Source organism: Microbacterium paraoxydans (assembly GCF_020524545.1).
Classification (GTDB): Bacteria; Actinomycetota; Actinomycetes; order Actinomycetales; family Microbacteriaceae; genus Microbacterium; species Microbacterium paraoxydans_C.
Genome location: NZ_JAIVLG010000004.1, coordinates 155,848 through 181,859 on the forward strand (window position 1 = coordinate 155,848; position 26,012 = coordinate 181,859).

Sequence of the window (26,012 nt, forward strand, 5' to 3'; positions counted from 1 at the left end):
GCCAATGCGGCCCAGTGTCACATGCAGCGGTTAGGCTCGAAGAACGATCTCTGATCCCCCATAGGAGGACGCGCATGGCACGCATCGGTGAAAGCGCTGACCTGTTCAAATGCTCTTTCTGCGGAAAGAGTCAGAAGCAGGTCCAGCAGCTCATCGCCGGCCCCGGCGTGTACATCTGCGACGAGTGCGTCGAGTTGTGCAACGAGATCATCGAGGAACGGATGGCGGAGTCGTCCGCCGACGGGGCAGCGGAGTTCGAGTTGCCGAAGCCGCGCGAGATCTTCTCCTTCCTCGAGGAGTACGTCGTCGGTCAGGAACCCGCGAAGCGTGCTCTCGCGGTCGCGGTCTACAACCACTACAAGCGAGTCCGAGCACACGGCACCCTGCAGACGGCGGAGCAGCGCGCCGAAGAAGTCGAGATCGCGAAGAGCAACATCCTCCTCATCGGCCCGACGGGCTGCGGCAAGACCTATCTCGCGCAGACTCTCGCCAAGCGCCTCAACGTTCCCTTCGCCGTCGCGGATGCCACGGCGCTGACCGAGGCCGGCTATGTCGGCGAAGACGTCGAGAACATCCTGCTCAAGCTCATCCAGGCCGCGGACTACGACGTCAAGCGCGCCGAACAGGGCATCATCTACATCGACGAGGTCGACAAGATCGCCCGCAAGGCGGAGAACCCGTCGATCACGCGTGACGTCTCGGGCGAGGGCGTGCAGCAGGCACTGCTCAAGATCATCGAGGGCACCGTCGCCTCGGTGCCCCCGCAGGGCGGACGCAAGCACCCGCATCAGGAGTTCCTGCAGATTGACACGTCGAACGTGCTGTTCATCGTCGCCGGTGCCTTCGCAGGCCTGGAGGACATCGTGTCGGCGCGAGTCGGCAAGCACGGTATCGGCTTCGGCGCCCCGCTGCACGACAAGGGCAAAGACCTCGATCTGTTCAGCGAAGTGCTCCCGGAGGACCTGCACAAGTTCGGCCTGATCCCCGAGTTCATCGGGCGCCTTCCCGTCGTCACGAACGTGTCGCCCCTCGATCAGGACGCCCTGATCGACATCCTCACCGGACCGCGCAATGCTCTGGTGAAGCAGTACCAGCGCATGTTCGAGATCGACGGCGTGCAGCTCGAGTTCGAAGAGGAAGCACTGCGAGCGATCGCCGACCTCGCCGTCGAACGCAAGACCGGCGCACGTGGTCTCCGCGCGATCCTCGAAGATGTCCTCGGACCGATCATGTTCGAGATCCCCTCGGCCGAAGACGTCGCCAAGGTCATCGTGACCCGTGCGGCCGTTGAAGAGGGCGCACCGCCGACCATCGTGATGGAGCGCAAGCGCAAGAGCGCCTGAGGGTTCCGGCCGATGCTCGCCGGGGTGAAAGGGACGGGCGTGTGAAGGTAGCTATGGAGCCCAGGAGCGTCACCGTCGATGGCTCGCCGTGGAGATGGCGATGACACACGGATCGCCGACCTGCAGTTCACTCTCCGCAGCCGGTGTTCTCGAGGAATCGGTGGACGTGGTCGTCCGACAGCGAGCCGAAATCGAGTTCCGTTACGCCTGAGACCGTGTCGGACGCGCCCGCGTGTCTCTTCTCAGGTGTTGAGCCCACGCCGTTTCAGGAGTGGTTCGATCTCGGCGTCGCGTCCACGGAAGTCACGGTAGGCAGCGAGGGGATCCATCGAGCCTCCCACCCCGAGGAGCCGGTCGCGGAACCTGTCGCCGTTGCCACGAGTGAGACCGCCGTTTTCGCGGAACCACTCGACCGTATCGGCGTCGAGCACCTCGCTCCAGATGTACGAGTAGTAGCCGGCGCTGTATCCGCCGGAGAACACGTGGGCGAAGTAGGTGGAGGAGTAGCGCGTCGGCACCGCCGGATCATCCAGGCCGATGTCCGCCAACGCGGCAGCTTCGAACGCCGCGACGTCGGCGACCTCCGCTTCGGCGCCCAGTCGGTGCCACGCCTGGTCGAGCCAGGCCGCAGCGAGATACTCGCTCGTCGCGTGGCCCTGGTCGAACGCCTCGGTGGCGCGCAGACGCTCCACGATCGCGGGATCCAGCGGTGCGCCCGTCTCATGATGACGCGCGTAGTTGTCGAGGACCTCCGGCCACAGGATCCACATCTCGTTCACCTGGCTCGGGAACTCGACGAAGTCGCGGAACACGTTCGTGCCCGCGAAGTGCGGGTACGTCACACGCGCGAAGAGTCCGTGCAGGGCGTGCCCGAACTCGTGGAACAGAGTGGTCACCTCGTCGAGGGTCAACAGGGTCGGCTCCCCGTCACCCGGCAGCGGCACGTTCAGGTTGTTCACCACGACGGGAGCCGTCCCGCGCAGCCGCGACTGACTCACGATCGCGTTCATCCAGGCACCGCCGCGCTTCGAGTCTCGGGTGTAGAGGTCGAGCACGTACAGGCCGAGGGGCGAGTCATCGGCGTTGCGCACTTCGAAGACCCGCGCACCGGGGTGGTAGGCGACGAGATCCTCACGCTCGGCGAAGCTCACGCCGTACAGTCGGGTCGCCGCGAAGAAGACACCGTCTCGGAGGACCCGCTCCGCCTCGAACCAGGGGCGCAGGGCGCTGGTGTCGATGTCGTAGCGCGCTGTGCGGACCCGCTCGGTGTAGAACGCCCAGTCGTGGGCTTCGACGGTGAACGGCTCAGGCTCGGTCTCGTCGACGATCGCCTGAAGCGCCGCCCGCTCTTCGCGCGCATTCCGCGCTGCGGGGCCGGCGAGCCGTCGCAGCATCCGCTCGACCGCGTCCGGAGTACCCGCTGTCTCGTCGGCGGTGACGTAGGCGGCGTGCGATTCGTATCCCAGCAGCGCGGCTCGCTCCGCGCGCAGACCTACTATCTCGGTCAGCACGGCGCGGTTGTCGTTCGCGTTGCCACGGGAAGCCCGGGAGAGCGATGCGGCCATGATGCGCCGACGAGACTCCCGCACGCGCAGCTGGGCCAGCGCAGGGTGCCCGGTGAAGAGCGGGAGTGTGATGAGGAACTTCCCCTCCAGTCCTCGGTCGGCCGCCGCACGTCTGGTTGCCGAGAGCTCACCGCTGCTCAGACCCTCCAGTTCGGCGGCGGAGTCGAAGACGACGGCGAGGTCGTTCGTGTCGTTGAGCAGGTTGCGCTCGAAGGTGTTCGTCAACGTCGACAGTCGTTGGTTCAACGCGGTCAGCCGGGTCTTGGCCTCGTCGTCGAGGCCTGCGCCCGCGTGCGTCATCTCCTGGTGATGACGCTCCACCAGATACCGCTGTTCGGCGTCGAGGTTCAGCGAATCCCGGTGCTCGAACACCTGCCGTATCCGCCAGTACAGGGCGCCGTCGAGTGCGATCGCGTCGTGGTGCGCGGCCATGAGCGGCGCGAGCTGCTCGTCGAGCTCCTGGATGTCGGGCGTCGCGTCGGCGGAGCTGACGGTGTAGAAGATGTGCGCGACGCGGTCGAGCAGTTCACCGGAGCGCTCCAGAGCCTCCACGGTGTTCTCGAACGTCGGCATCGACCGGACCATCGTGATGCGCCGGATCTCACGGAGCTGCTCGTCGAACCCGGCCCGGAACGCGGGGAGATAGTGCTCCGGCCGGATCGCCGAGTAGTCGGGGAGGCCGTAGGGGAGCGGTGACGGCTGCAGCAACGGGTTCGTGGCGTCGGTCATCCTCCGAGCCTATCCACCGACCCGTGCGGGCTCAGGAATCGTCGCGGCTCAGACGCGTCATCACCCGTCGCAGCGCCTCCACGACGGTGCGGACGGAGCGCCGACGCAGGTTCTCCGGGCGCGCGAGCAGATCGATCATCCGATGGGTGCTCACTCCCTCGAGCGGGATGCGGACGATGTCGCGGTCGTCGACGCTGCGCGATGTGTATCGCGGCAACATCCCGAGCACACCGCCGGCGGCGACGACGGCGGAGACCGCGCCGTAGTCGTTGATGCGGTGATGGATCTCGATGGGCCGGTTGGCGACGGCCGCTACAGCGCGGAGCACGTCATCGGGCGAGTACCCGATGCGACTGGTGACCCACCTCTCCCCTGCGACATCGGCAGGGGTGAGGCTCGATCGGGTGGACAGCGGGTGCGAGGTCGACACGGCGACGTCGAGCGGCTCGCGCACGAGCGTCAGGCTCCGCATGCCCGGCGTCGGCCAGGGCGCCGAATGCTCCATGCGGTGCGCGAGGACGAGATCGTAGCGGGCTGTCAGTGCGGGGAACTCGCTCTGAGCGACATCCTCGTCGGTCATCTGCACGCTGGGCGCGGCCTCGTCGCCCGCGAACTCACGCAGCAACGGTCCGAACAGCGCCTGGCCCACGCTATGGAATCCGCTGACGCTGACGACGCCGGTCGGCGCGTCCTCGAACGCCTCCACGGCGTGTCTGGCTGCGGCCATGGCATCGATCGCCTCGGTCGCCGCTGCCGCGAGAACCTCGCCGGCGGGGGTGAGGGAGAGAGTCCGACCCTGCCGTGTCGTGAGGGGGGTGGGGAAACCTCGCTGGAGTGCCGTGAGCTGTTGAGACACCGCGGAGGGGGTGACGCGGAGAGCGTCGGCCACGGCCGTGACGCTCCCGAGCGCGCCGAGTTCGCGCAAGATCTGCAACTGATGGAGTTCCACCGCGACACATTAGCATTCGCTAAATGATCACTGCAGACGATGGTGATTGCTCTACATGGTCGGATGCGGTGGGATCGGAAGCATGAAGGCACTGTTCAAGGACGCACCGGGTGCCGGGCTGGAGCTCGTCGAGCGTCCGGATCCGACCGCCGGCCCCGATGAGGTCGTGATCCGGGTCCTGCGCACCGGTATCTGCGGCACCGACCTGCACATCCTCCGCTGGGACGACTGGGCGGCCTCGGCGATCACCGCTCCGCTGATACCCGGTCATGAGTTCTACGGCGAGGTCGTCGAGGTGGGGCCCTCGGTGCACGACATCGCCGTCGGGGACCGCGTCTCGGGAGAAGGGCACATCGTGTGCGGCACGTGCCGCAACTGTCGGGCGGGGCGTCGTCAGATGTGCATCCGCACGATCGGTCTCGGGCTGCAGCGGGACGGTGCCTTCGCGGAGTTCCTCGCGTTGCCTGCCGCGAACGTCTGGGTGCACCACGCAGAGGTGACACCGGAGCTCGGGGCGATCTTCGATCCGCTCGGGAACGCCGTCCACACGGCGCTGACCTTCCCGCTGGTCGGAGAAGACGTCCTGGTGACGGGCTGCGGACCGATCGGACTCATGGCGATCGCGGTCGCCCGGCACGCCGGAGCCCGTTTCATCGCGGCGACCGACGTGAGCGCGCCGCGGCTGGAGATGGCTCGCCGAATGGGGGCCGACGAAGTCGTCGACGTATCGGTGCGGGACATCCGCGATGCACAGCAGGCGCTGGGCATGCGGGAGGGCTTCGACATCGGGTTCGAGATGAGCGGCGCGGCCTCGGCGTTGCCGGCTCTGATCGACAACATGAACCACGGCGGACGCATCGCCATGCTCGGCCTGCCGAGCAGCGGTTTCGAGATCGACTGGGGCAAGCTGGTCACCCACATGCTCACGATCAAGGGGATCTACGGTCGCGAGATGTTCGAGACCTGGAACGCGATGGGAGCGATGCTCCAGACGAGCGCGACCCTGCGCGATGCCATCGGGCGTGTGATCGCCGACGTCGTCCCGGCGCGCGACTGGCAACGAGGCTTCGCCGCGGCGGAGTCGGCGGGAACGGGCAAGATCATCCTCGACTGGACGGAGCTGTGATGTACGGAACCTTCAAGGACCACGTGGCGGGAGAGCTGGCGGCCATCGAGGAGGCCGGGCTCACCAAACACGAGCGCGGCATTCGCGGCCCCCAGAGTGCCGAGATCACGGCCGATGGGATGGAGGTGTTGAACTTCTGCGCGAACAACTACCTCGGCCTCGCCGACGACCCGCGCATCCTGGAGGCGGCGACCGGGGCGCTGCAGGAGTGGGGCTACGGTCTCGCGAGCGTCCGCTTCATCTGCGGTACGCAGGAACAGCATCTCGAGCTCGAACGCCGCCTCGCCGACTTCCTCGGGACGGACGAGGCGATCCTCTACTCGTCGTGTTTCGATGCGAACGGGGGAGTGTTCGAGACGCTCTTCTCCGCGGAGGACGCCATCATCTCGGACGAGCTCAACCACGCGTCGATCATCGACGGCATCCGGCTCTCGAAGGCGCGCAGGCTCCGCTATCGCAATCGCGACATGGCCGACCTCGAGGAGCAGCTGCGGGCGGCGTCGGACGCGCGTCACCGAGTCATCGTGACTGACGGGGTCTTCTCGATGGACGGCTACATCGCACCCCTCGCGGAGATCTGCGACCTCGCCGAGCGCTACGACGCCCTGGTGTTCGTGGACGATTCCCATGCCGTCGGGTTCGTGGGGGAGAACGGCAGGGGGACGCCCGAGCTCTGCGGGGTGGCCGACCGCGTCGACATCTACACCGGAACGTTCGGGAAGGCCTTGGGCGGAGCCTCCGGCGGCTACGTGGCATCGCATGCGGAGATCGTCGCGCTGCTGCGTCAGCGTTCGCGCCCCTATCTGTTCTCCAACACGCTCGCGCCCGCGATCGTTGCCGGGACCCTGACCGCACTCGATCTCGTGGAGGGGTCGGCAGAGCTCCGATCGCGTCTGCGCAGCAATGCGGCACTCTTCCGCGAGCGGATGGAAGCCGAGGGATTCGACCTGCTTCCCGGTGAGCACCCGATCGTCCCGGTGATGTTCGGGGATGCCGCGAAGACGGCGCGAATCGCTCACGAGATGCAGGAGCGCGGCGTCTACGTCACGGCCTTCAGCTTCCCGGTCGTCCCCCGCGATCTGGCGCGGATTCGTGTGCAACTGTCGGCGGCGCACACGCCGGAGCAGGTGGAGAGGTGTGTCGCGGCGTTCGTCGCGGCTCGTGCTGCCGTCGCGTAGACAGGAGTGCAAAGAAATGCTTGCAAAGACGTCTTTGCAAGAGTATCTTTGCATACATGACGAACGAGACGCAGGTGCGCACCCTCGACGCCGGTGCGCTGAAGGCTCTGGCGCATCCACTCCGAGTGAAGATCTTCGACCTGCTCGCCTCGCGCGGCCCGCAGACTGCCAGTTCGCTCGCGGCCCTCGTGGGGGAGACCTCCGGATCGACGAGCTACCACCTTCGCGCTCTCGCCGCCCATGACCTGATCCGCGAGGTCGAGGGGCGGGGCACCGCGCGGGAGCGTTGGTGGGAGCGTCCCAAGGGGCGCATCGATGTGCCCGGCCCCGATGACATGACATCGCCGGCGAACCGCGCGGCGGCACAGATCGTGACCTCGGAGTTCTTCCGCCTGCGGCACGAGACCCTGATGTCATACCTGAACCGCCCGCAGTCCGAGGTGCCAGAGGCCTGGCGCGAGGTGGGGATCACCATCACGACCCACCTCGACATGACCCCCGATCAGGCGATGTCCCTTCGTCAGGAGCTCGAGGCGACCGTCGAGCGCGCCATCGAACGCTACCGAGGGCAGACCGGACCCGACGTGCGGCGGGTGTCGCTCCGCGCGGAACTCTTCGACCTGCCGACGCCGTCGACCGCGGTGCAGGGTTCGACCGACGATGCTGTGGAGGAATCATGACGAGTGCGACACTCCGCCTGGTGGCGCCGACGCAGACCGAGCGGGGGCTGCTGAAGCTGGCCGACCGGCTCACCGCCTACGTGGAGCACCGGATCGCCCGACGTGCACAGAAGCGCGTGCTCGCGCTCGACCTCCTCCGCGAACAGCAGACGCGGCGACAGGATCCCCGTGCGGTGGATCACCTGCTCGCGCAGCTGGGGGCTCCCCGCCGCTGACTTGTCTGGACGCGCGCCGATGCCCCCGCTCGCTGCCGAGACCCCCTGCTGCCTACGCGGCCAGCAGGGGGTCTCGGCGCTGCGCGGGGGTCCCGGCGCTGCGCGGGGTCTCGCCGTCAGTCCTCGAACGGGCGGGCGACGATCTCGCCGGAGGCGGCCTGGAAGACCTCCCACCCGGCATCGAGCTCGGCGATCGCTCGGCCCTCGAGCCACGTGAGCGTCCAGTGGCCCGTGAAACCTTTCGATTCCACCTCCGCGATGGCGGCGCGAAGGGAAGCGGGCACCGAGGCGGGAGCCTCTGATCCCGTGGCCCAGCGCGTACCGAGCTGCATCAGGACGCCTCGACCGGCGCGAGCTCGATCGCCGTGACCGCGAACTCCTCGGATTCGCTGAACTCGAGCTCGGCGATGCGCCCGACGGCGCGAAGGTCATCCGCTGCGGCGCGCAGAGCGTCGAGCTTGACCGCGGGAGCGGAGATCGCGGCGCGGGAGACCGGCGTCTTCTGAGAGGCCTTGGCTTCGGTCTTCGCGCGGCGGATGCCGATCAGTGCTTCACTCGCGGCGGCGAGCACGGCGGGATCGCCGTCGCCACCGAGAGGTGCTGGCCACGCGGACGTGTGCACCGAGCCCTCCTCGAACCACGACCAGGCCTCCTCGGTCGCGAAGGAGAGCACCGGGGCGAGCAGTCGGAGGAGCGTCGAGAGCGCCAGACGCAACGAGAGTGCCGCCGAGGCCTGTCCCACGTCGGTCTGGTCGTAGGCGCGCTCCTTGACGAGTTCGAGGTAGTCGTCGCAGAACGTCCAGAAGAACGCCTCGGTGAGCTCCAGGGCTCGTGCGGCGTCATACCGGTCGAAGGCCTTCGTGGCTTCGACGACCACCTCGTCGAGCGCCGTCAGCATCGAGGCATCCAGTGCGTGCGTCACCTGTGCACCTTCCGGCACGGGGAACGACAGCACGAACTTCGCGGCGTTGAGCACCTTGATAGCCAGGCGGCGGCCGATCTTCACCTGCGTGGGGTTCTGCGGGTCGAACGCCGCGTCCATGCCGAGGCGGCTCGACGCCGCCCAGTAGCGCACGGCATCCGAGCCGTGGGCGTCGAGGACGTCGGCAGGCGTGACGACGTTCCCCTTGGACTTCGACATCTTCTTGCGGTCGGGGTCGACGATGAAACCGGAGATCGCGGCGTTGCGCCAGGGCGTCCGGTCATCTTCGAGCGTGGAACGCAGCATCGTCGAGAAGAGCCAGGTGCGGATGATGTCCTGTCCCTGCGGGCGGAGGTCGAACGGCGCGGTGAGGTGCCAGAGCTCCTCGTCGCGCTGCCAGCCGCCGGCGAGCTGCGGGGTGAGCGACGAGGTCGCCCACGTGTCGAGGATGTCCGCTTCGGCCTCGAACCCGCCCGCCACGCCGCGCTGGTCTTCGGTGTATCCGGCGGGTGCATCGGTCGTCGGGTCGATCGGGAGCATCGCCGCATCCGGGGTGAGCACGCGGTCGTAGTCGCGTTCCCCGTTCTCGTCGAGGGCGTACCAGAGCGGGATCGGCACACCGAAGAAGCGCTGACGGGAGACCAGCCAGTCGCCGGTCAGGCCGCCGACCCAGTTCTCGTACCGCACCCGCATGAACTCGGGGTGCCAAGCCAGCTCCTGACCGTGTGCGAGCAGCTTGTCGCGCAGCTCACCGTCACGGGCGCCGTTGCGGATGTACCACTGGCGTGTGGAGACGATCTCGAGCGGGCGGTCGCCCTTCTCGAAGAACTTCACCGCGTGGTTGAAGGGCTTACCCACCGCGGTCATGTCGCCGGTCGCCTGCAGCTTCTCGACGATCGCCTTGCGTGCGCTGAAAACCGTCTTGCCCGCGAGTGCCTCGGTGTACCAGGTGATCGCGTCGTCGTTCTCGACGGAGGAGGGGGCTTCGGGCAGGAAGCGGCCGTCGAGGCCGATCGTGGTCATGTTGGGCAGTGGCTCGTCTTCGGTGGTCCGCAGCTCGCGCCACCACACGATGTCGGTGACGTCACCGAACGTGCAGACCATCGCCGCGCCGGTGCCCTTGTCGGGCTGGGCGAGGTGATGACCGTGGATCTCGATCTCCGCACCGAAGAACGGTGTCTTCACCTTCGTGCCGATGAGGTGCTTGTGGGGTCCGTCCGGGTGCGTCACGAGAGCGATGCACGCAGGAAGCAGCTCCGGGCGGGTGGTGTCGATCGCGATCGATCCCGAGCCGTCGGCGAAGGGGAACTCGATCGTGTGATACGCCGCCTGCTGGTCGCGGTCCTCCAGCTCGGCCTGGGCGATCGCGGAGCGGAAGTCGATGTCCCACAGGGTCGGAGCCAGTGCCTGGTATGCCTCGCCGCGCTCGATGTTGCGGAGGAAAGCGAGCTGGCTCTGGCGGATCGTGTCGTCCGAGATGGTGCGGTAGGTCTGCGTCCAGTCCACGCTCAGTCCGAGCTGGCGGAACAGCGCCTCGAACTGCTTCTCGTCCTCGATCGTGAGGCGCTCGCAGAGCTCGATGAAGTTGCGACGGCTGATCGGCTGCTGGTCGGCGGCGCGGCTGGACTTGTTGTCGCCTCCCTCGAACGGCGGGACGAAGTCCGGGGTGTAGGGGAGGGACGGGTCGCAGCGCACGCCGTAGTAGTTCTGCACGCGGCGCTCGGTGGGCAGGCCGTTGTCGTCCCAGCCCATCGGGTAGAACACGGTCTTGCCGCGCATGCGCTCGTATCGCGCCTTCACGTCGGTGTGCGTGTACGAGAACACGTGGCCGATGTGCAGGCTGCCCGAGGCCGTCGGCGGCGGGGTGTCGATGGAGTACACGCCTTCACGGCCTGCCTGTGCCGCACGCAGGCGGTCGAACAGGTACGTGCCCTGCTCCGCCCAGGCGGAGTCCCACTTCGTTTCGAGGCCTTCGAGCACGGGCTTGTCGGGAATCTGGTTCTGCGTCGATTCGGATGCAGGCATGGAAGGTCTCCTCGAGCGATGTATGCGGCACTGTGTGAGCGTGCCTGAGTGTGGGTGTGCCGAACAGTCTACCGAGCGTCGGGGAGAGCAGCCGGCTTCACAGATCGACCCAGTCCAACAATTCACCGTAGGATGGAGTCATCCCGACCCCTTCTTTCTGAGGACTCGTCATGCCCGCACACCCCGCGCGTCGCCTGCTGCCCTTCGCCGCGCTCGCCGCCGCCACCGCCCTGGTGCTGAGCGCCTGCGCCACCCCCGGCTCCGAAGACGGCGGCGGCGAACTCGTCTGGTCCATCGAGGGTGCGAACCTCTCGGCCGGACACATGGACCCGCAGGTGAGCCAGCTCGACGTCTCCGGCATGGTGCAGCGGGCCGTGCTCGACTCGCTCGTGTTCCAGGAGGACGACGGATCCTTCTCGCCCTGGCTCGCGAAGGACTGGACCGTCTCGGACGACAGCACCGAGTACACCTTCGTCCTGCGCGACGACGTGACCTTCACCGATGGGGAGAAGTTCGACGCCGCCGCGGTGAAGGCGAACTTCGACCGCATCGTCGATCCCGCGACCGCGTCCGCGCAGGCGGCGAGCATGCTCGGCGCCGACTTCTACGAAGGCACCGAGGTCGTCGACGACTACACGGTCACCGTGACCTTCACTCAGCCGTACGCTCCGTTCCTCCAAGCGGCCAGCACGCCGCAGCTGGGGTTCTACTCACCGGCGGTCCTCGCGACGTCGGCGGACCAGCTCAAGGCGGGCGGACCCGACGTCACCGTCGGCACCGGTCCGTTCGAGCTCACCGAGTACACGCCGGATCAGGAGATCGTCTACACCCGCAACGACGACTACGCGTGGGGTCCGCATGACGCGAAGGCTCCGAAGTTCGAGACGCTGCGCGTGGAGATCCAGCCGGAGGCATCCGTCCGCACCGGCGTGGTGACCAGCGGCGAGGCCGACCTCGCCAGCAACATCCCACCGAACCTCGCGAAGGACCTCGGCGAAGGCATCACTGTCGACTCGGTCGAGTACCCCGGCCTGCCCTATTCGCTGTATCTGAACGAGAAGTACGGGGTGTTCGCGGACGAGAAGGTGCGCCAGGCGTTCGCTCGCGGCATCGACATCGACGCCGCCGTGGAAGAGATCTACTTCGGCCAGTTCCCGCGCGCGTGGAGCATCCTCGGTTCGACGACCCCGGGCTACGACGCGTCGCTCGAGGGCAGCTGGCCGTTCGACCAGGACGCTGCGAACGCGCTTCTCGACGAGGCCGGCTGGACCTCGCGCGACACCGACGGCATCCGGATGAAGGACGGCGAGCGGCTCTCCGTGCGCTGGATCGCCTGGACCCCGGTGCCGGATGACCGTGCCGCGCTCGCGAACGCGATCCAGTCCGACCTCAAGGGGATCGGCTTCGAGGTCGAGCGGGAGGTTCTCGAGCCCGGCGCGTACAACGAGCAGTATGAGCCGAAGACATTCGACCTCACCGACTGGGGCTTCTCGGGCGTCGACCCCGACCTGCTGCGCAGCCACCTGCACACCGACGGGTTCCAGAACGCGTCGCAGGTGAGCGATCCCGAGATCGACGCACTGCTCGAGCAGGCCGTCGCGACGAGCGACCAGGACGCGCGCAATGACCTGTACAGGCAGCTGCAGCAGTGGAACGCCGAGTACACGGCCATCGTGCCGCTCTACAGCCCGTCGGCGATCACGGCCGTCGGCGACCGGGTCGAGGGCCTGCAGTACGACCTTTACGGCCGGCCGCTGTTCTACGATGTGACGGTCGGCTGAACCACCGGCTGAGCGGAGGGCACGAGTGGTGAAGACTGCTCTCGTCCGTATCGCCGGCCTCGCCGCCTCTGTCGTGCTCGTCCTGTGGGGGGCGGCGACCGTCGCCTTCCTCGCGTTCCGGGTGATCCCCGGTGATCCGGTGTCGGTGATGCTGGGACCCCAGGCGCAGGTGAGTGAGGCGGTCAAGGACGGCATCAGGGCCGACCTCGGGCTCGATCGACCACCGTTCGAGCAATACCTCGGCTTCATCGGTCAACTCGCTCGGGGAGACCTGGGAGAGTCGTACCAGCTGCGGATGCCCGTGACCGAGGTGATCGGGCGTCAACTCGGTGCGACCGTGCAGCTGTCCGTGCTGGCGCTGCTGATCGCCGTCGTCCTCGCGCTCGCCGTGGCGGTGTTCGTCCGCGGTCGGCTCGGACGCACGGTCGCCGCCGGGATCGAGCTGGTCGTGCTCTCCTCGCCGGTGTTCTGGATCGGGCTCGTCCTGCTCAGCGTGTTCGCCTTCGGATTGGGGTGGTTCCCGGTGTCCGGTGCCCGCAATCCCGCCACCGTCGTGCTGCCGGCGGTCACTCTCGCCCTTCCCGTGGCCGCGCTGCTCAGCCAGGTGCTGCGAGACGGGCTCGTGCAGGCGGAGCGCATGCCGTTCGCAGAGACGGTACGAGCCCGTGGTGCGAGCCCCTCGTGGTTCACGGTGCGGCACGGGCTCCGCCACGGCGCGGCCTCCGGCATCACTCTCACCGCATACCTCACGGGATCCGTCCTCGGGGGCGCTGTGCTCGTGGAGACCGTGTTCGCGCGCCCTGGACTGGGCCGGGTCACGCTCGCCGCGATCAACGACCGCGACCTTCCCGTCATCACCGGCATCATCCTGCTCAGCGCCTTGGTCTTCGTCATGGTGAACCTCGTGGTCGAGCTCGTGCATCCGCTGATCGATCCCCGGGCGGAAGCGGCGTCGTCTCGAGGCCCCCGATGACGCGGGCGCAGCGCGTGCTGCTCTGGGTCGCCGTCGCCGCCCTCGCCGTGATCGCGTTCGCGGCGCTGTGGCCGGCCGCCCTCGCGACCCACGACCCTCTCCAGACGGAGGTGCGCTCCGCTCTGCTCCCTCCGAGTGCGGAGCATCTGTTCGGCACCGACCAGAGCGGGCGCGACGTGTACTCCCGTGTCGTGTACGGAGCCGGACGCTCCCTCGGCATCGGACTGCTCGCGACCGTCGTCGCTCTCACGATCGGTCTGCTCCTCGGAGCCCTCGCGGGGGTCGCTCCGCGAGGGATCGACGCCACCGTGATGAGGGCGAACGACATCCTGATGGCTTTTCCCGAGTTCCTCGTCGCGCTCGTCGTGGTCGCAGTGCTCGGCCCGGGGACGGTGAACATCGCGATCGCGGTGACGCTGGCGGCCCTGCCGGTCTACCTCCGGCTGGCGCGGGTTCAGACGCAGACGCTCCGGGCGGCCGAGCACGTGGAGGCCGCACGCATCCTCGGCGTACCCCGGACGACGGCGTTCCTGCGGCATGTGGCTCCCGGTGTGCTCGGCGCGCTCAGCGTGCTGGCGACGATCGGCATCGGTTCGAGCATCCTCGCCGCTGCGGGGCTCAGCTTTCTCGGACTCGGGCCGTCCGAGCCGACACCGGAGTGGGGACTGATGCTGGCGGGCGGTCGCAACGTGCTCGGCCAGGCGTGGTGGATCTCGGTGTTCCCCGGGATCGCGATCACCCTCACCGTCGTCGCGGCGACGATCGTCGGGCGCATCCTGCGTGCCCGCGGTGAGGGGAGAGCGGCATGAGCGATGCACTGCGGGTAGAAGGTCTGCGGATCTCCTTCCACGGCAGACCGGTCGTGGAAGACGTGTCCTTCACCGTCGACCGAGGCGAGTGCATCGCGATCGTGGGGGAGTCCGGCGCGGGCAAGTCCCTCACGGCTCGGGCGCTGCTGGGGTTGGCCCCCGCGGATGCCGACGTCTCGCTGGACGAGCTCGTCCTGGACGGGAGAGACGCGGTGGGCCTCTCCGAGCGCGCGTGGCGAGACGTGCGCGGGGCCGGCATCGCTCTCATCTCCCAGGACGCGCTCGTGTCGCTGGATCCCCTGCGACGGATCGCGGCCGAGGTCGCCGAGCCGCTGCAGCTTCATCGACTCGTCCGCGGACGCGCGGCGCGGGCGGTTCGGGTACGGGAGCTTCTGCGGAGAGTGTGGATGCCGGAGCCCGACCGACGCGCACGCCAGCGCCCGCATCAACTGTCCGGGGGTCTGCGGCAGCGAGCGCTCATCGCTTCCGCGCTCGCCGCGGCTCCGGCCGTGCTCGTGGCGGATGAGCCGACGACCGCTCTCGACGCGACCGTGCAGGCGCGGATCCTCGGGCTGCTGCGCGAGATCACGGATGCGGGAACAGCGCTCGTGTTCATCAGCCACGACTTCGCGGCCGTCCGCCGGATCGCCGATCGCGTGTTGGTGATGAGGCGCGGCGTCGTGGTGGAGTCCGGGCCGGTGGCCGCAGTGCTCGAGAACCCACGGCACGAGTACACGAAGCAGCTCATCGCAGCGACGATCCACGAACCACGATCTTCGGTACCCGTCGACTCCCCGCCGGTGCTGATCGCCGAAAACGTGTCCCGGAGCTTCGAGGCGGTCCCGGCGGTCGTCGAAGCGTCTTTCACGCTCCAGGACGGCCGCACGCTCGGCATCGTCGGGGAGTCGGGGTCGGGCAAGACGACCCTCGCCCGCATGATCGTCGGCGTCGACGCCCCGGACAGCGGGACTGTGCAGTGGACCTCGGCGCGCCGGGTACAGCTCGTTCACCAGAACCCGCTCGGGGCCTTCGACCCGCGCTGGACGATCGGTCGTTCGCTGCGCGAGGCGCTGGAAGCGGGGGGAGTGCCTCGCTCTCAGCGGTCTGCGCGTGTCGCCCGGCTGCTCGGCGAGGTCGACCTCTCGCCGGAGCTCGCCGAGCGGCGTCCGAGCGCGCTCTCCGGCGGGCAGCGGCAACGGGCGGCCATCGCCAGGGCGCTCGCTGCGGACCCCGAGGTGCTCGTGCTCGACGAACCCGTCTCGGCACTCGACCCGTCGGTGCGGGAGAGGGTACTGCGGGTGCTCGCACGGTTGCAGCAGGAACGGCAGCTGACGATGATCTTCGTCTCCCACGACCTCGATGTGGTCGGAGCGGTCGCAGACGAGGTGCTGGTGATGAAGGACGGCCGGATCGTCGAGCAGGGCACCACTGCGGCGGTGTTCGCGGCTCCTCAGCACCGGTTCACACAGGAGCTGCTCGACGCCGGTGGCGCGGGGGGTCGCTGATCGCCCGTCAGTCCTTGATCTGGATGCCGATGCCCGCTGCGATCACCGGAGCGAGCTGCTGCACCTGAAACGACGTGAGCGTGGCCCCGCGCAGGCTGTTGGCGTCGAGGAAGGCGAGGGCGTCGAGACCACGCAGGTCGAGGTCTTTCGCCCGCATGCCTCGGGGATCGACCTCCTCGGTCGACGTGTCGGCGAACCGCGCGCGCGTGAGCTCCGACTGCGGCATGTCGATCGTGCGGATGGTGCATCCCGAGATCTCGAGGTCGGTGACTTTGGACGCACCGAGGTTCAGGTAGTCGATACGCACATCGCGCAGGTCGAGTTCGGAGATGCGCGCCTCGCTCAGATCGAGCGTGCCGATGCGGCCCCCGCTGATCCGCACCCGCCGCACACCCGCGTCGCGCATGCGGAGCGAGGCGATCCGCGCGCCCGACATGTCGACGTCGACGACGGTCGCTCCGGTGAGATCGACCGCGTCGGCGTCGGCCCGCACGACGCACTGTTCGAGCGTCGCGTAGGCGAGATCGACGGTGCCGGTGAGTTCGATTTCCGACCCCAGGATGTCGCCGCCGCGCGCCGGAGCGGCGGGTTCGAGGACGGCCGGGAGGTCGGGAGCGGTCACGCGGGGCGGGGCGGGTGATTCCGAGGTGCGGGCCATCCTTCGAGGGTAGGTGCAGCCACGGACAGCTTCGGGACGCCGTTGCCGCGTACACTGGAGGGACGAGCATCGATCCGGCATCACCGGGGAGCTCTCGGAAGAACGGCGCGGCCCCCGGGCGGCGCTCAGTAGAACCGAGCGGGGCAGGCCCGTCACAGCCGCAGTGAGAGTGGTCGCGTCGCAAGGCGTGGCACGCGAGGTGGTACCGCGGTCCGTGAGGGTCGTCCTCGCAGGAGCATCCACCACGACGACCACTGCGAGACACGATGACCTACCCCCGTTCCTCCTTCGGCCCCGCCGCCGATTCCGTCGCGCCCAGCCCTCGCTTCCCGCAGATCGAGGAGGAGGTGCTCGCGTTCTGGAAGTCCGACGACACCTTCCGCGCTTCGATCGAGCAGCGCGAGGGCGCACCGGAGTGGGTGTTCTACGACGGTCCGCCGTTCGCGAACGGCCTGCCGCACTACGGACACCTCCTGACCGGCTATGCCAAGGATGTGTTCCCGCGCTTCCAGACCATGACCGGCCACAAGGTCGATCGGGTCTTCGGATGGGACACCCACGGTCTGCCGGCCGAGCTCGAGGCCATGAAGCAGCTCGGCATCACCGAGAAGTCCGAGATCGAGGACATGGGCATCGACGTCTTCAACGCGAAGGCGAGGAACTCGGTGCTCGCGTACACGCGCGAGTGGCAGGACTACGTCACGCGGCAGGCACGCTGGGTCGACTTCGATCGTGGCTACAAGACGCTCGACCTCGGGTACATGGAGAGCGTGCTCTGGGCGTTCAAGACCCTGTACGACAAGGGCCTCGCGTACGAGGGCTACCGCGTCCTGCCGTACTGCTGGCGCGACGAGACCCCGCTCTCCGCGCACGAACTGCGCATGGACGACGACGTCTATCAGACGCGACAGGATCCGTCGGTCACGGTCACCTTCCCGCTGACCGGCGCGAAGGCCGAAGCGCTCGGGCTCACCGGGGTGCGCGCCCTCGCGTGGACGACGACGCCGTGGACGCTGCCGACGAACCTCGCGCTCGCCGTCGGACCCGACATCGAGTACGTCGTGCTGCCGGCCGGTCCCGCCGGTGCGGCCGACGTGCATCAGGCCGCGGGGACCGAGGACGCCGCCGTGGAGTCTTCCGCGCACCGGTACCTGCTGGCCCGCGAGCTCCTCGGCGGCTATGCCAAGGATCTCGGCTACGAGAGCACGGAGGACGCGCTCTCCGCGGTGGACGCGACCGTGCGTGGCGCGCAGCTGCAGGACATCACCTACGACCGCCTCTTCGACTACTACGCCGACACCGAGACCTACGGCACCGAGAACGCCTGGCGGATCCTGGTCGACGACTACGTCACCGTGAGCGACGGCACCGGCATCGTCCACCAGGCTCCGGCCTACGGTGAAGACGACCAGCGGGTCGCGGGCGCTGCGGGCATCCCCACGATCCTCTCGCTCGACGACGGTGGCCGGTTCCTCCCGAGCGTCACCGACGTCGCGGGTCAGCTCTGGATGGAAGCGAACACGCCGCTGGTTCGGCTGATCCGGGAGAACGGGCGTCTCATCCGGCTGCAGAGCTACGAGCACTCGTACCCGCACTGCTGGCGCTGCCGGAACCCCCTGATCTACAAGGCCGTCTCGAGCTGGTTCATCCGGGTGACCGACATCAAGGACGATCTGCTCGCGAACAACGAGCAGATCACCTGGGTGCCCGAGAACGTCAAGCACGGTCAGTTCGGCAAATGGCTCGAGGGCGCCCGCGACTGGTCGATCAGCCGCAACCGCTACTGGGGCTCACCGATCCCGATCTGGAAGAGCGACGACCCGGAGTACCCGCGCGTCGACGCCTACGGCTCGCTGGAGGATCTCGAGCGCGACTTCGGGACGCTGCCGCGCAATCCCGAGGGCGAGGTCGATCTGCATCGGCCCTACATCGACGACCTGACGCGTCCGAATCCGGACGACCCCACGGGCAAGAGCACGATGCGCCGTATCGAGGACGTCTTCGACGTGTGGTTCGACTCGGGGTCGATGCCGTACGCGCAGGTGCACTATCCGTTCGAGAACCAGGAGTGGTTCGATTCGCACTCGCCGGCGGACTTCATCGTGGAGTACATCGGTCAGACCCGTGGCTGGTTCTACGTCATGCACGTGCTGTCGACCGCGCTGTTCGACCGCCCGGCGTTCACGGGCGTCAGCTGCCACGGCATCGTGCTCGGCAGCGACGGATACAAGATGTCGAAGTCGCTGCGCAACTACCCCGACGTGTCGGAGGTGCTCGACCGCGACGGCTCCGACGCGATGCGCTGGTTCCTGATGTCGAGCTCGGTGCTGCGCGGCGGAAACCTCGCGGTCACGGAGGAGGGCATCCGCTCGGGTGTTCGTGAGTTCCTGCTGCCGCTGTGGAACTCGTGGTACTTCTTCGCCACGTATGCGAACGCCTCCGGCACCGACGGCTACGAGGCATCCTGGCGCACGGATTCCACGGATGTTCTCGACCGCTACATCCTCGCCCGACTCGGCGATCTGGTCCGCGAGGTCCGTGCGGATCTGGAGGGTCTCGACTCGACCACGGCGTCTGCGCGTCTGCGTGACTTCGCCGAGGTGCTGACCAACTGGTACATCCGCCGCTCCCGTGATCGCTTCTGGACCGGTGTGACCGACGACCCGAAGAGCCGTGAGGCCTTCGACACGCTCTACACCGTGCTCGAGACGCTCACCCGTGTGGCGGCGCCGCTCGTGCCGCTCGTCAGCGAGCGCGTGTGGCAGGGTCTCACGGGTGGGCGCAGCGTGCACCTGACCGACTGGCCCGACGACGCGCGGTTCCCGGCCGCGGACGAGATCCGCGATGCAATGGACGCGGTGCGCGAACTCTCCAGCGTCGGCAACGCCCTGCGCAAGAAGGAGAAGCTCCGTGTGCGGCTGCCGCTCGCGCGCCTCACCGTCGTGTCGCCGTTCGCAGGGACTCTCGGACAGTTCGAGGACATTCTGCGCGAGGAACTCAACGTCAAGTCCGTCGAACTCGTGCCGCTCACGGATAGCACTGCGACCGAGTACGGCATCGACCACCGACTGAGCGTGAACGCCCGCGCAGCCGGTCCGCGCCTCGGCAAGGACGTGCAGAAGGCGATCCAGGCGGCGCGCGCGGGGGACTGGAGTGAGACCGACGGAGTCGTCACCGCAGGCGGTATCGCGCTCGAGCCTGCGGAGTACGAGCTCGTGCTCGAGACCAGCGGCCGTCCGGAAGGCGAGGCGCTGGCGATCGTGCCGACCGGCGGCTTCGTCCTGCTCGATACCAACACCACGGCCGAGCTGGAGGCGGAGGGACTCGCTCGCGATGTGATCCGCGCCGTCCAGGAGACGCGCAAGAACGCCGGCTTCGATGTGAGCGACCGCATCCGCCTCGATCTCCGCTTCGCCAGCGACGAGGATGCGGATGCCGTCGCCTCCGCCTTCGAGATCGCCGATGTGGCAGGGGAGACCCTCGCGCTGGAGCACTCGCTGCATCGCGAGGACCGCCCGGTCGCGGGGGCGGAGTTCATCGCGGACATCGCGAAGGGCACGTACGCGAATCGTGCGGCGTTCACGATCGCCGTCACCCGGATCGGAGCAGGGGCATGAGCGACAGGGATCGAGCGGATGCCGTCTACGAGGCACTGCTGAGCAGGGCGGGCGAGCGGTGGGTGCAACCGCGCAAGGAGCGCACGGCGCGCATCCTCGCCTTCCTCGACGACCCGCAGCGCACCTACCGCGTCGTGCACCTCACCGGCACGAACGGCAAGACCTCGACGGCACGGATGATCGAGAGCCTCCTCCGCGCGCACGGCCTGCGGACCGGACTGTTCACCAGCCCGCACCTCGAGCGCTTCACGGAGCGGATCATGATCGACGGAGAGCCGATCTCCGACGAGGCGGTGGCGGATGCGTGGGACGAGATCGAGCCGTTCGTCGACATCGTCGACGCCGAGTTCGAGGCCGCGGGAGACGCGCCGCTGACGTTCTTCGAGCTGCTCACGGTGCTGGCCTTCGTCGCGGTGGCGGATGCTCCGGTCGACGTGCTGGTGCTCGAGGTGGGCATGGGCGGCGAGTGGGATTCCACGAACACGGCCGACGGCGACGTCGCGGTGTTCGCGCCGATCGACATCGACCACGCCGACCGCCTGGGCGAGACGATCGCGGAGATCGCGCAGATCAAGGCCGGCATCATCAAGGAGGGGGCCGCGGTCGTATCCGCTCAGCAGCCCCCGGAGGCCGCCGAGGTCCTGCGCCGAGTGGCGGCTGAGCGCAATGCGACCATCGCGTTCGAGGGCGAGGAGTTCGGACTCACCGAGCAGAAGCTCGCGGTGGGTGGGCAACTGCTCAGCGTCCGAGGGCTGGCGGGGGAGTACGCCGAGGAGTATCTGCCGCTGTACGGGGCTCACCAGGGGCACAACGCCGCTCTCGCCGTCGCCGCCGTCGAATCGCTGATCGGCGGTGCGTCTCAGGCGATCGCCGCTGACATCATCTCCGACGGGCTCCAGGGGACGACGTCGCCCGGCCGGTTGCAGCTGCTCGGCATCGCGCCGACCGTGGTCGTCGATGCCGCTCACAACCCGCACGGCGCCAAGGCGCTCGCGCAGGCACTGGACGACAGCTTCGACTTCGACGAGTGGGGCCTGGTGCTCGGCGTGCTCGCCGACAAGGACGCCGCGGGCATCGTCGCAGAGCTGGCGCCCGGCGCCGCTCACGTGTTCGCCACCGCGCCGGATTCCGATCGCGCGAGCGACGCGGATGCGATCGCCGACCTCGTCGAGCAGGCCGGGCAGCGAGCCACCGTGCACCACTCGCTCGCCGATGCCGCCGACGCAGCGCGCGAGTGGGCCGCATCCTCCGATCGTCGCGCCGTGATCATCGCGGGCTCCGTCGTGCTGGCCGGAGAGGCGATCGCCCTGGCCGAGGAAGAGGACTGGAAATCGGGGTGGCGCGCATGACCGCGAACGCACCGGCCCCACGCTCACCTCGGCCGCCGCGCACCCTGGTGCAGAAGCTCGCGCCCGTCGTGCTGGGTTTCGAGGCGATCGTGGTGTTCCTGGTCGGGCTCACGATCTTCGGGCTGCGGCAGCTTCCCGAGGGCATCGAACAGTGGTGGGGGATCGTCGGCGGTGCGGTCCTCGCGCTCGCGTGCATCATCATCGCCGGCATGATCACGAAGCCGTGGGCGCTCACCGCCGGGTGGGTCGTGCAGGCTCTCGTCGCCCTGTCGGCGTTCTTCGTGCCGGCGGTTCTTCTGGTCGTCCTGATTTTCGGCGGCATGTGGGCGTATGCGACCATCGGAGGGGCTCGATTGGACGCACGACGTCCCGCCGCGCCCACGACCGAGACTCAGACAGAGAGTGAATGACATGGCCACCGAAGAAACCCTCGTCCTCGTCAAGCCCGACGGCGTCGCCCGCGGCCTCACCGGCGCGATCCTCGCCCGCATCGAGGCGAAGGGATACGCCCTCGTCGACATCCGCCTGGTGGAGCCCGACCGCGACCTTCTCGCCGAACACTACGCGGAGCACGAGGGCAAGCCGTTCTACGAGCCGTTGCTCGAGTTCATGCTCTCCGGTCCGTCTGTCGCGATCCGGCTCGCGGGCAATCGGGTGATCGAAGGATTCCGCTCGCTCGCGGGGACCACCGACCCCACGACCGCAGCGCCCGGCACGATCCGCGGAGACTTCGGCCGCGACTGGGGTCTCCCCGTGCAGCAGAATCTCGTGCATGGTTCGGACAGCCCCGAGTCGGCTGCACGCGAGCTCGGCATCTGGTTCGACTGAGGCTCCGTCCGCACGCAAGCAAGAGCCCGCCCGCCGAGTCTCGGCGGGCGGGCTTTGTCGTGCGACGGGTGAGGATCAGAAGAGGATCCGGCTCATCTCGCCCAGGAAGTCGAGCCCCTGGAGCTGCGCAAGCATGATGATCAGCGCGTAGGCGACGATCGTGGCCAGCGGAACCCACGGCATGAGCTTCTCTGCACGGGACTTGACCTTCTCGCTCCGGGTGAACGTGCCGTTGCGGGTCAGGTGGACCATCGTCGCGAAGAACGTGGGGATCGTGACCGCCCACGTGACCATGCACCACGGGCACAGGACGAAGAGGTCGTACAGGCTCTGGCCGATGAGCCAGCACACGAGGCCGAAGGCGAACGTGATGCCGAGGCCGAAAAGAGCCCAGAACCAGCGGGGGAAGCGCGCACCGGCGAGGATCGCGACGCCCACCACCAGGGGGGCCATCCAGCCGGTGAGCCCCATGATCGGGTTGGGGAAGCCGAAGACCGATCCCTGCCACGACTCCAGGTTCGTGCTGCACTGGATGAAGGGGCTCAGATCGCAGGAGAGTGCTTCCGACGGGTTCTCCAGCAGCGCGAACTTCTCGACGGTCAACTCGAAAGCGGCGAACCACCCGATCACGCTCGCGATGATCAACCACACGGCATAGAACACGGGGCGGGTGCGCTGCTCGCTCATACCGGCGATTATCTCAGCGACGGCTATGGATGGGGCGAGAACAGGCCGGAGAAAACGCGCTGGTCACGACCGGATGCCGTGAACGGGGCGACTTGGTGCGATAATGGCCTGTGACGCGATGAACGGCCCTGCCGCGACACGCGTCGACGCAGACTTCGGGGCCCCATGCCCCACGCGATCAGAGCCATGAGCCGGTCGCACACCGAGTGAGTTCGCGGAACCTGCGGGTACCGCATGAGATTTCACGGAGCACCCAGTGATCCGTGCAGGGAGCAAGCCAGAGATGGCCGATGAGAACAATGACAACAACGCACCTACCCTCGATCTCCCGGCTCACGCCGCGGATGCGCTGACGGAGCCTGCTGCTCCCGAGGCCGACGAGCGCACCGCGTCTTCGAGCGACGACGCAGCGGCGACCGAGGCCACCGCAGACGCGGCAGAGACCGCCGCGGTGGACCACGACGTGGCACGCGACGGGAGCGAGTCCGAGAGCACTGACTCCGGGAAGTCCTCCGATGCTGCCGAGAGCGCCGTGGCCGAGGCCGCCGCCGATGAGCAGGTTTCGAAGACGGAGTCTGCGGAGGAGAAGCCCTCGACGGGCGAAACCTCGGTCGAGGAAGCGCCCGCTGCTGCGCCGGAGGCTGCTGCTCCCGAGGCTCCGGCTCCGGTGACCGCCGTGTCGCTGGGCCTGCTTCCCGAGGTGTTCGTCTCGCAGGTTTCCACCCAGTTGCACTTCTACGCCCCGGAGATCGTGCCGCTGCCGGCGCGTCCGGGCCGCGATCGCGGCGCCGATCGTGATCAGTCGCAGGACGATTCCGCACCGCGAGGTCGCGGACGTCGCCGTCGCGGCGGCTCCGACGGGGATGACCAGCGCGAAGAGCCGCGCCAGCGTCAGCGCGTCGTCGAGTACATCACCGAGCCGAAGGCGATCAAGGGTTCGACCCGCCTCGAGGCGAAGAAGCAGCGTCGTCGTGACGGGCGCGATGCCGGTCGTCGTCGTCCGGTCGTGACCGAGGCCGAGTTCCTCGCACGCCGTGAGTCCGTCGACCGCAAGATGGTCGTGCGTTCCAAGAACGGTCGCACGCAGATCGGTGTGCTCGAAGACGGCGTCCTCGTCGAGCACTACGTCGCCCGCAATCAGGATGCGTCGCTGATCGGCAACGTGTACCTGGGCCGTGTGCAGAACGTGCTCCCGAGCATGGAGGCCGCGTTCGTCGACATCGGGCGCGGTCGCAACGCCGTGCTGTACTCCGGTGAGGTCGACTGGGACGGCGTCGAGACGGGCAATCAGCCGCGGCGCATCGAACTCGCACTGAAGCCGGGTGACCGCGTGCTCGTGCAGGTCACGAAGGATCCGGTCGGCCACAAGGGCGCCCGCCTGACGAGCCAGATCTCCCTGCCCGGCCGCTACCTCGTGTACGTCCCCGGTGGTTCGATGAACGGCATCAGCCGGAAGCTCCCCGACAACGAGCGCGCGCGCCTCAAGCGCATCCTCAAGGAGGTCCTCCCCGAGTCCTCGGGCGTTATCGTCCGCACCGCGGCGGAAGGAGCGACCGAAGAGCAGCTCACCCGCGACGTGCAGCGTCTCACCTCGCAGTGGGAGCACATCCAGAAGCAGGTCGAGAGCCAGCAGGCGCCTGCGCTCCTGCACGCGGAGCCGGACCTGCTCGTCAAGATCGTGCGCGACGTCTTCAACGAGGACTTCACGAAGATGCTGATCCAGGGCGAGGACGCGCAGCAGACGATCCGCGCCTACCTCGAGAGCGTTGCCCCCGACCTGCTCGAGCGCGTCGAGGCGTACGAGGACGAGACGGATCCGTTCGACGCCTTCCGCATCACGGAGCAGATCGAGAAGGCCCTCGACCGCAAGGTCTGGCTGCCCTCGGGGGGGTCGCTCGTGATCGACCGCACCGAGGCGATGACCGTCGTCGACGTCAACACCGGCAAGTTCGTCGGTTCGGGCGGAAACCTCGAGGAGACGGTCACGAAGAACAACCTCGAGGCTGCGGAGGAGATCGTCCGCCAGCTGCGTCTGCGCGACATCGGCGGCATCATCGTCGTCGACTTCATCGACATGGTGTTGGAGTCCAACCGCGACCTCGTGCTCCGTCGTCTGATCGAGTGCCTCAGCCGGGATCGCACCAAGCACCAGGTCGCCGAGGTCACCTCGCTCGGCCTCGTGCAGATGACGCGCAAGAAGCTCGGCCTCGGCCTGCTGGAGACCTTCAGCGAAGCCTGCGAGGTCTGTGCCGGTCGCGGTGTCATCGTGCACCACGACCCCGTCGTGAAGCACCGCTCCGGCAGTAACGGCTCCGGCGGCAACGGCAACGGCCAGGGCGGTCGTCGCCAGCGCGGCGGCAACGGCGGGAACGGTCAGAGCCAGAGTGCTCCGGCAACGCCGCACGTCACCCACAGCATCACCGAAGGCGCGAAATCCGCGCTGGCTCAGATCGCGGCGTCGACGATCGCTCCGACGACGGACGGGGTCGCGGAGACACCGGCGGCGGTCGTGCCGGACGAGGCGCCTGCGGCAACGGAGCGCCCCAAGAAGGCCCGAAAGAAGCGCGGCGGGGACCGCAAGGGGCCCAAGAGCCCGGCGGAAGAGCTTCTCGACTCGGTTCTCGACGCGCTTCCCGAGCCGAAGGCACCGGGTCAGGGTCGAGGACGCCGTCGAGTGAGCACGGCAGCGCTGACCGGCACCCCGGTGTCGGTGAACTCGGAGCCGTCAGCGCCGATCGCGGGCGCGGACTCGGAGTCCTGACGCGATCAGTCGGCGAACCAGCTCTTTGCCCTGCACGTGCTCGGCGCCGGCGGCGACGAGCCGAGGGATCATCTCCTCCGGCACGTCGTAGTGATCGAGGTCGAAGGCGCGCGCCGGAACGTCGTGCGCTCGGGCGAAGTCGTGCAGCTCATCGAGGCTCTCGTCGCTCACCAGATGCGCCCACAGGCGTCCGTGAGCGGGCCAGAGGGGGGCGTCGACGAGCACGGTCACCTGGTCAGCCTACGACCGTGCGGCCGGGGCGGGACGCCGAGCGTGCGCAGGAGCCGCCCGAGTCGGCGTGGCTTTGCGACA

At 68.2% G+C, this 26,012-nt stretch carries 21 protein-coding genes; 14 read left to right on the forward strand and 7 right to left on the reverse strand.

The window, feature by feature from the left end; translation table 11 throughout:
- Positions 1-74: 74 nt before the first annotated feature.
- A complete protein-coding gene (gene clpX / locus LC041_RS09870) occupies positions 75-1,343 on the forward strand; it encodes an ATP-dependent Clp protease ATP-binding subunit ClpX (protein ID WP_226532931.1) in 1,269 nt (422 codons plus the stop codon).
- Positions 1,344-1,585: 242 nt separating this feature from the next.
- Here the strand turns inward: clpX and LC041_RS09875 are convergent, their stop codons facing one another.
- Positions 1,586-3,637, reverse strand: coding sequence for a M3 family metallopeptidase (locus LC041_RS09875; RefSeq protein WP_226532932.1), 2,052 nt, complete (start codon positions 3,635-3,637; stop codon positions 1,586-1,588).
- A gap of 31 nt (positions 3,638-3,668) precedes the next feature.
- Positions 3,669-4,586 carry a LysR family transcriptional regulator gene (locus LC041_RS09880; protein WP_226532933.1) on the reverse strand — a complete coding sequence of 306 codons (918 nt, stop codon included), beginning with the start codon at positions 4,584-4,586 and terminating at the stop codon, positions 3,669-3,671.
- An 82-nt stretch (positions 4,587-4,668) separates the two neighbouring features.
- On the opposite strand from LC041_RS09880, the gene tdh reads away from it, so the two are divergent.
- Genes tdh through LC041_RS09900 form a run of 4 tightly spaced genes read left to right on the forward strand, consistent with a single transcriptional unit; the run spans position 4,669 to position 7,785 of the window.
- On the forward strand, positions 4,669-5,712 hold the full coding sequence (gene tdh / locus LC041_RS09885; protein WP_226532934.1) for an L-threonine 3-dehydrogenase: 1,044 nt from the start codon (positions 4,669-4,671) through the stop codon (positions 5,710-5,712).
- Positions 5,712-6,890, forward strand: coding sequence for a glycine C-acetyltransferase (locus LC041_RS09890; RefSeq protein ID WP_226532935.1), 1,179 nt, complete (start codon positions 5,712-5,714; stop codon positions 6,888-6,890). Before tdh ends, LC041_RS09890 begins: the two co-directional genes overlap by 1 nt.
- A 56-nt stretch (positions 6,891-6,946) precedes the next feature.
- The gene (locus LC041_RS09895; protein WP_226532936.1) at positions 6,947-7,570 is read left to right on the forward strand and encodes an ArsR/SmtB family transcription factor; all 624 of its coding nucleotides are present in this window, start codon (positions 6,947-6,949) and stop codon (positions 7,568-7,570) included.
- Positions 7,567-7,785, forward strand: coding sequence for a hypothetical protein (locus LC041_RS09900; RefSeq protein ID WP_226532937.1), 219 nt, complete (start codon positions 7,567-7,569; stop codon positions 7,783-7,785). Before LC041_RS09895 ends, LC041_RS09900 begins: the two co-directional genes overlap by 4 nt.
- Before the next feature lie 116 nt (positions 7,786-7,901).
- On the opposite strand, the gene LC041_RS09905 is transcribed toward LC041_RS09900, so the two are convergent.
- Positions 7,902-8,117 (reverse strand): hypothetical protein, encoded by a 216-nt coding sequence (locus LC041_RS09905; RefSeq protein ID WP_226532938.1) that lies wholly within the window; start codon positions 8,115-8,117, stop codon positions 7,902-7,904.
- Positions 8,117-10,732, reverse strand: a complete 2,616-nt coding sequence (gene valS / locus LC041_RS09910; RefSeq protein WP_226532939.1) for a valine--tRNA ligase — start codon at positions 10,730-10,732, stop codon at positions 8,117-8,119. The genes LC041_RS09905 and valS overlap by 1 nt, the downstream gene beginning before the upstream one ends.
- Positions 10,733-10,902: 170 nt before the next feature.
- Here valS and LC041_RS09915 point away from each other — a divergent pair, with 170 nt between their 5' ends.
- From LC041_RS09915 to LC041_RS09930, 4 genes are read left to right on the forward strand one after another with little or no spacing between them, the layout of a single operon-like run.
- Entirely contained in the window at positions 10,903-12,513 is a 1,611-nt protein-coding gene (locus LC041_RS09915; RefSeq protein WP_226532940.1) for an ABC transporter substrate-binding protein, read from the forward strand.
- 28 nt (positions 12,514-12,541) lie between these two features.
- Entirely contained in the window at positions 12,542-13,486 is a 945-nt protein-coding gene (locus LC041_RS17365; protein WP_226532941.1) for an ABC transporter permease, read from the forward strand.
- Entirely contained in the window at positions 13,483-14,295 is an 813-nt protein-coding gene (locus tag LC041_RS09925; protein WP_226532942.1) for an ABC transporter permease, read from the forward strand. Before LC041_RS17365 ends, LC041_RS09925 begins: the two co-directional genes overlap by 4 nt.
- Complete coding sequence (locus LC041_RS09930) at positions 14,292-15,800, forward strand: ATP-binding cassette domain-containing protein (RefSeq protein WP_226532943.1); 1,509 nt, start codon at positions 14,292-14,294, stop codon at positions 15,798-15,800. The genes LC041_RS09925 and LC041_RS09930 overlap by 4 nt, the downstream gene beginning before the upstream one ends.
- A gap of 7 nt (positions 15,801-15,807) precedes the next feature.
- Here LC041_RS09930 and LC041_RS09935 read toward each other — a convergent pair whose 3' ends face one another.
- Complete coding sequence (locus LC041_RS09935; protein WP_226532944.1) at positions 15,808-16,458, reverse strand: pentapeptide repeat-containing protein; 651 nt, start codon at positions 16,456-16,458, stop codon at positions 15,808-15,810.
- A 266-nt stretch (positions 16,459-16,724) separates the two neighbouring features.
- Between LC041_RS09935 and ileS the strand changes: the two genes are divergently transcribed.
- From ileS to ndk, 4 genes are read left to right on the forward strand one after another with little or no spacing between them, the layout of a single operon-like run.
- A complete protein-coding gene (gene ileS / locus LC041_RS09940) occupies positions 16,725-20,075 on the forward strand; it encodes an isoleucine--tRNA ligase (protein WP_226532945.1) in 3,351 nt (1,116 codons plus the stop codon).
- A complete protein-coding gene (locus tag LC041_RS09945) occupies positions 20,072-21,424 on the forward strand; it encodes a bifunctional folylpolyglutamate synthase/dihydrofolate synthase (protein WP_226532946.1) in 1,353 nt (450 codons plus the stop codon). Before ileS ends, LC041_RS09945 begins: the two co-directional genes overlap by 4 nt.
- A complete protein-coding gene (locus tag LC041_RS09950) occupies positions 21,421-21,834 on the forward strand; it encodes a DUF4233 domain-containing protein (RefSeq protein ID WP_226532947.1) in 414 nt (137 codons plus the stop codon). Before LC041_RS09945 ends, LC041_RS09950 begins: the two co-directional genes overlap by 4 nt.
- A gap of 1 nt (position 21,835) precedes the next feature.
- The gene (ndk, locus tag LC041_RS09955; protein WP_047524000.1) at positions 21,836-22,252 is read left to right on the forward strand and encodes a nucleoside-diphosphate kinase; all 417 of its coding nucleotides are present in this window, start codon (positions 21,836-21,838) and stop codon (positions 22,250-22,252) included.
- Positions 22,253-22,327: 75 nt separating this feature from the next.
- Here the strand turns inward: ndk and LC041_RS09960 are convergent, their stop codons facing one another.
- Positions 22,328-22,939, reverse strand: coding sequence for a vitamin K epoxide reductase family protein (locus tag LC041_RS09960; protein ID WP_226532948.1), 612 nt, complete (start codon positions 22,937-22,939; stop codon positions 22,328-22,330).
- Positions 22,940-23,222: 283 nt separating this feature from the next.
- Between LC041_RS09960 and LC041_RS09965 the strand changes: the two genes are divergently transcribed.
- Positions 23,223-25,700, forward strand: coding sequence for an Rne/Rng family ribonuclease (locus LC041_RS09965; RefSeq protein ID WP_226532949.1), 2,478 nt, complete (start codon positions 23,223-23,225; stop codon positions 25,698-25,700).
- On the opposite strand, the gene LC041_RS09970 is transcribed toward LC041_RS09965, so the two are convergent.
- Positions 25,665-25,931, reverse strand: coding sequence for a DUF4031 domain-containing protein (locus LC041_RS09970; protein ID WP_226532950.1), 267 nt, complete (start codon positions 25,929-25,931; stop codon positions 25,665-25,667). The two genes, LC041_RS09965 and LC041_RS09970, sit on opposite strands and share 36 nt — an antisense overlap.
- Positions 25,932-26,012: the final 81 nt, after the last annotated feature.

What these genes read in the sequence shown, in the direction of transcription:
- tdh (WP_226532934.1), top strand. Translation starts at nt 4,669, where the DNA reads ATGAAGGCACTGTTCAAGGACGCACCGGGTGCCGGGCTGGAGCTCGTC.
- LC041_RS09875 (WP_226532932.1), bottom strand. Translation starts at nt 3,637, where the DNA reads ATGACCGACGCCACGAACCCGTTGCTGCAGCCGTCACCGCTCCCCTAC.
- clpX (WP_226532931.1), top strand. Translation starts at nt 75, where the DNA reads ATGGCACGCATCGGTGAAAGCGCTGACCTGTTCAAATGCTCTTTCTGC.
- LC041_RS09965 (WP_226532949.1), top strand. Translation starts at nt 23,223, where the DNA reads ATGGCCGATGAGAACAATGACAACAACGCACCTACCCTCGATCTCCCG.
- LC041_RS09895 (WP_226532936.1), top strand. Translation starts at nt 6,947, where the DNA reads ATGACGAACGAGACGCAGGTGCGCACCCTCGACGCCGGTGCGCTGAAG.
- ndk (WP_047524000.1), top strand. Translation starts at nt 21,836, where the DNA reads ATGGCCACCGAAGAAACCCTCGTCCTCGTCAAGCCCGACGGCGTCGCC.
- LC041_RS09930 (WP_226532943.1), top strand. Translation starts at nt 14,292, where the DNA reads ATGAGCGATGCACTGCGGGTAGAAGGTCTGCGGATCTCCTTCCACGGC.
- LC041_RS09960 (WP_226532948.1), bottom strand. Translation starts at nt 22,939, where the DNA reads ATGAGCGAGCAGCGCACCCGCCCCGTGTTCTATGCCGTGTGGTTGATC.
- LC041_RS09950 (WP_226532947.1), top strand. Translation starts at nt 21,421, where the DNA reads ATGACCGCGAACGCACCGGCCCCACGCTCACCTCGGCCGCCGCGCACC.
- LC041_RS09925 (WP_226532942.1), top strand. Translation starts at nt 13,483, where the DNA reads ATGACGCGGGCGCAGCGCGTGCTGCTCTGGGTCGCCGTCGCCGCCCTC.
- LC041_RS09935 (WP_226532944.1), bottom strand. Translation starts at nt 16,458, where the DNA reads ATGGCCCGCACCTCGGAATCACCCGCCCCGCCCCGCGTGACCGCTCCC.
- ileS (WP_226532945.1), top strand. Translation starts at nt 16,725, where the DNA reads ATGACCTACCCCCGTTCCTCCTTCGGCCCCGCCGCCGATTCCGTCGCG.
- LC041_RS09945 (WP_226532946.1), top strand. Translation starts at nt 20,072, where the DNA reads ATGAGCGACAGGGATCGAGCGGATGCCGTCTACGAGGCACTGCTGAGC.
- LC041_RS09900 (WP_226532937.1), top strand. Translation starts at nt 7,567, where the DNA reads ATGACGAGTGCGACACTCCGCCTGGTGGCGCCGACGCAGACCGAGCGG.
- LC041_RS09905 (WP_226532938.1), bottom strand. Translation starts at nt 8,117, where the DNA reads ATGCAGCTCGGTACGCGCTGGGCCACGGGATCAGAGGCTCCCGCCTCG.
- LC041_RS09915 (WP_226532940.1), top strand. Translation starts at nt 10,903, where the DNA reads ATGCCCGCACACCCCGCGCGTCGCCTGCTGCCCTTCGCCGCGCTCGCC.
- valS (WP_226532939.1), bottom strand. Translation starts at nt 10,732, where the DNA reads ATGCCTGCATCCGAATCGACGCAGAACCAGATTCCCGACAAGCCCGTG.
- LC041_RS09890 (WP_226532935.1), top strand. Translation starts at nt 5,712, where the DNA reads ATGTACGGAACCTTCAAGGACCACGTGGCGGGAGAGCTGGCGGCCATC.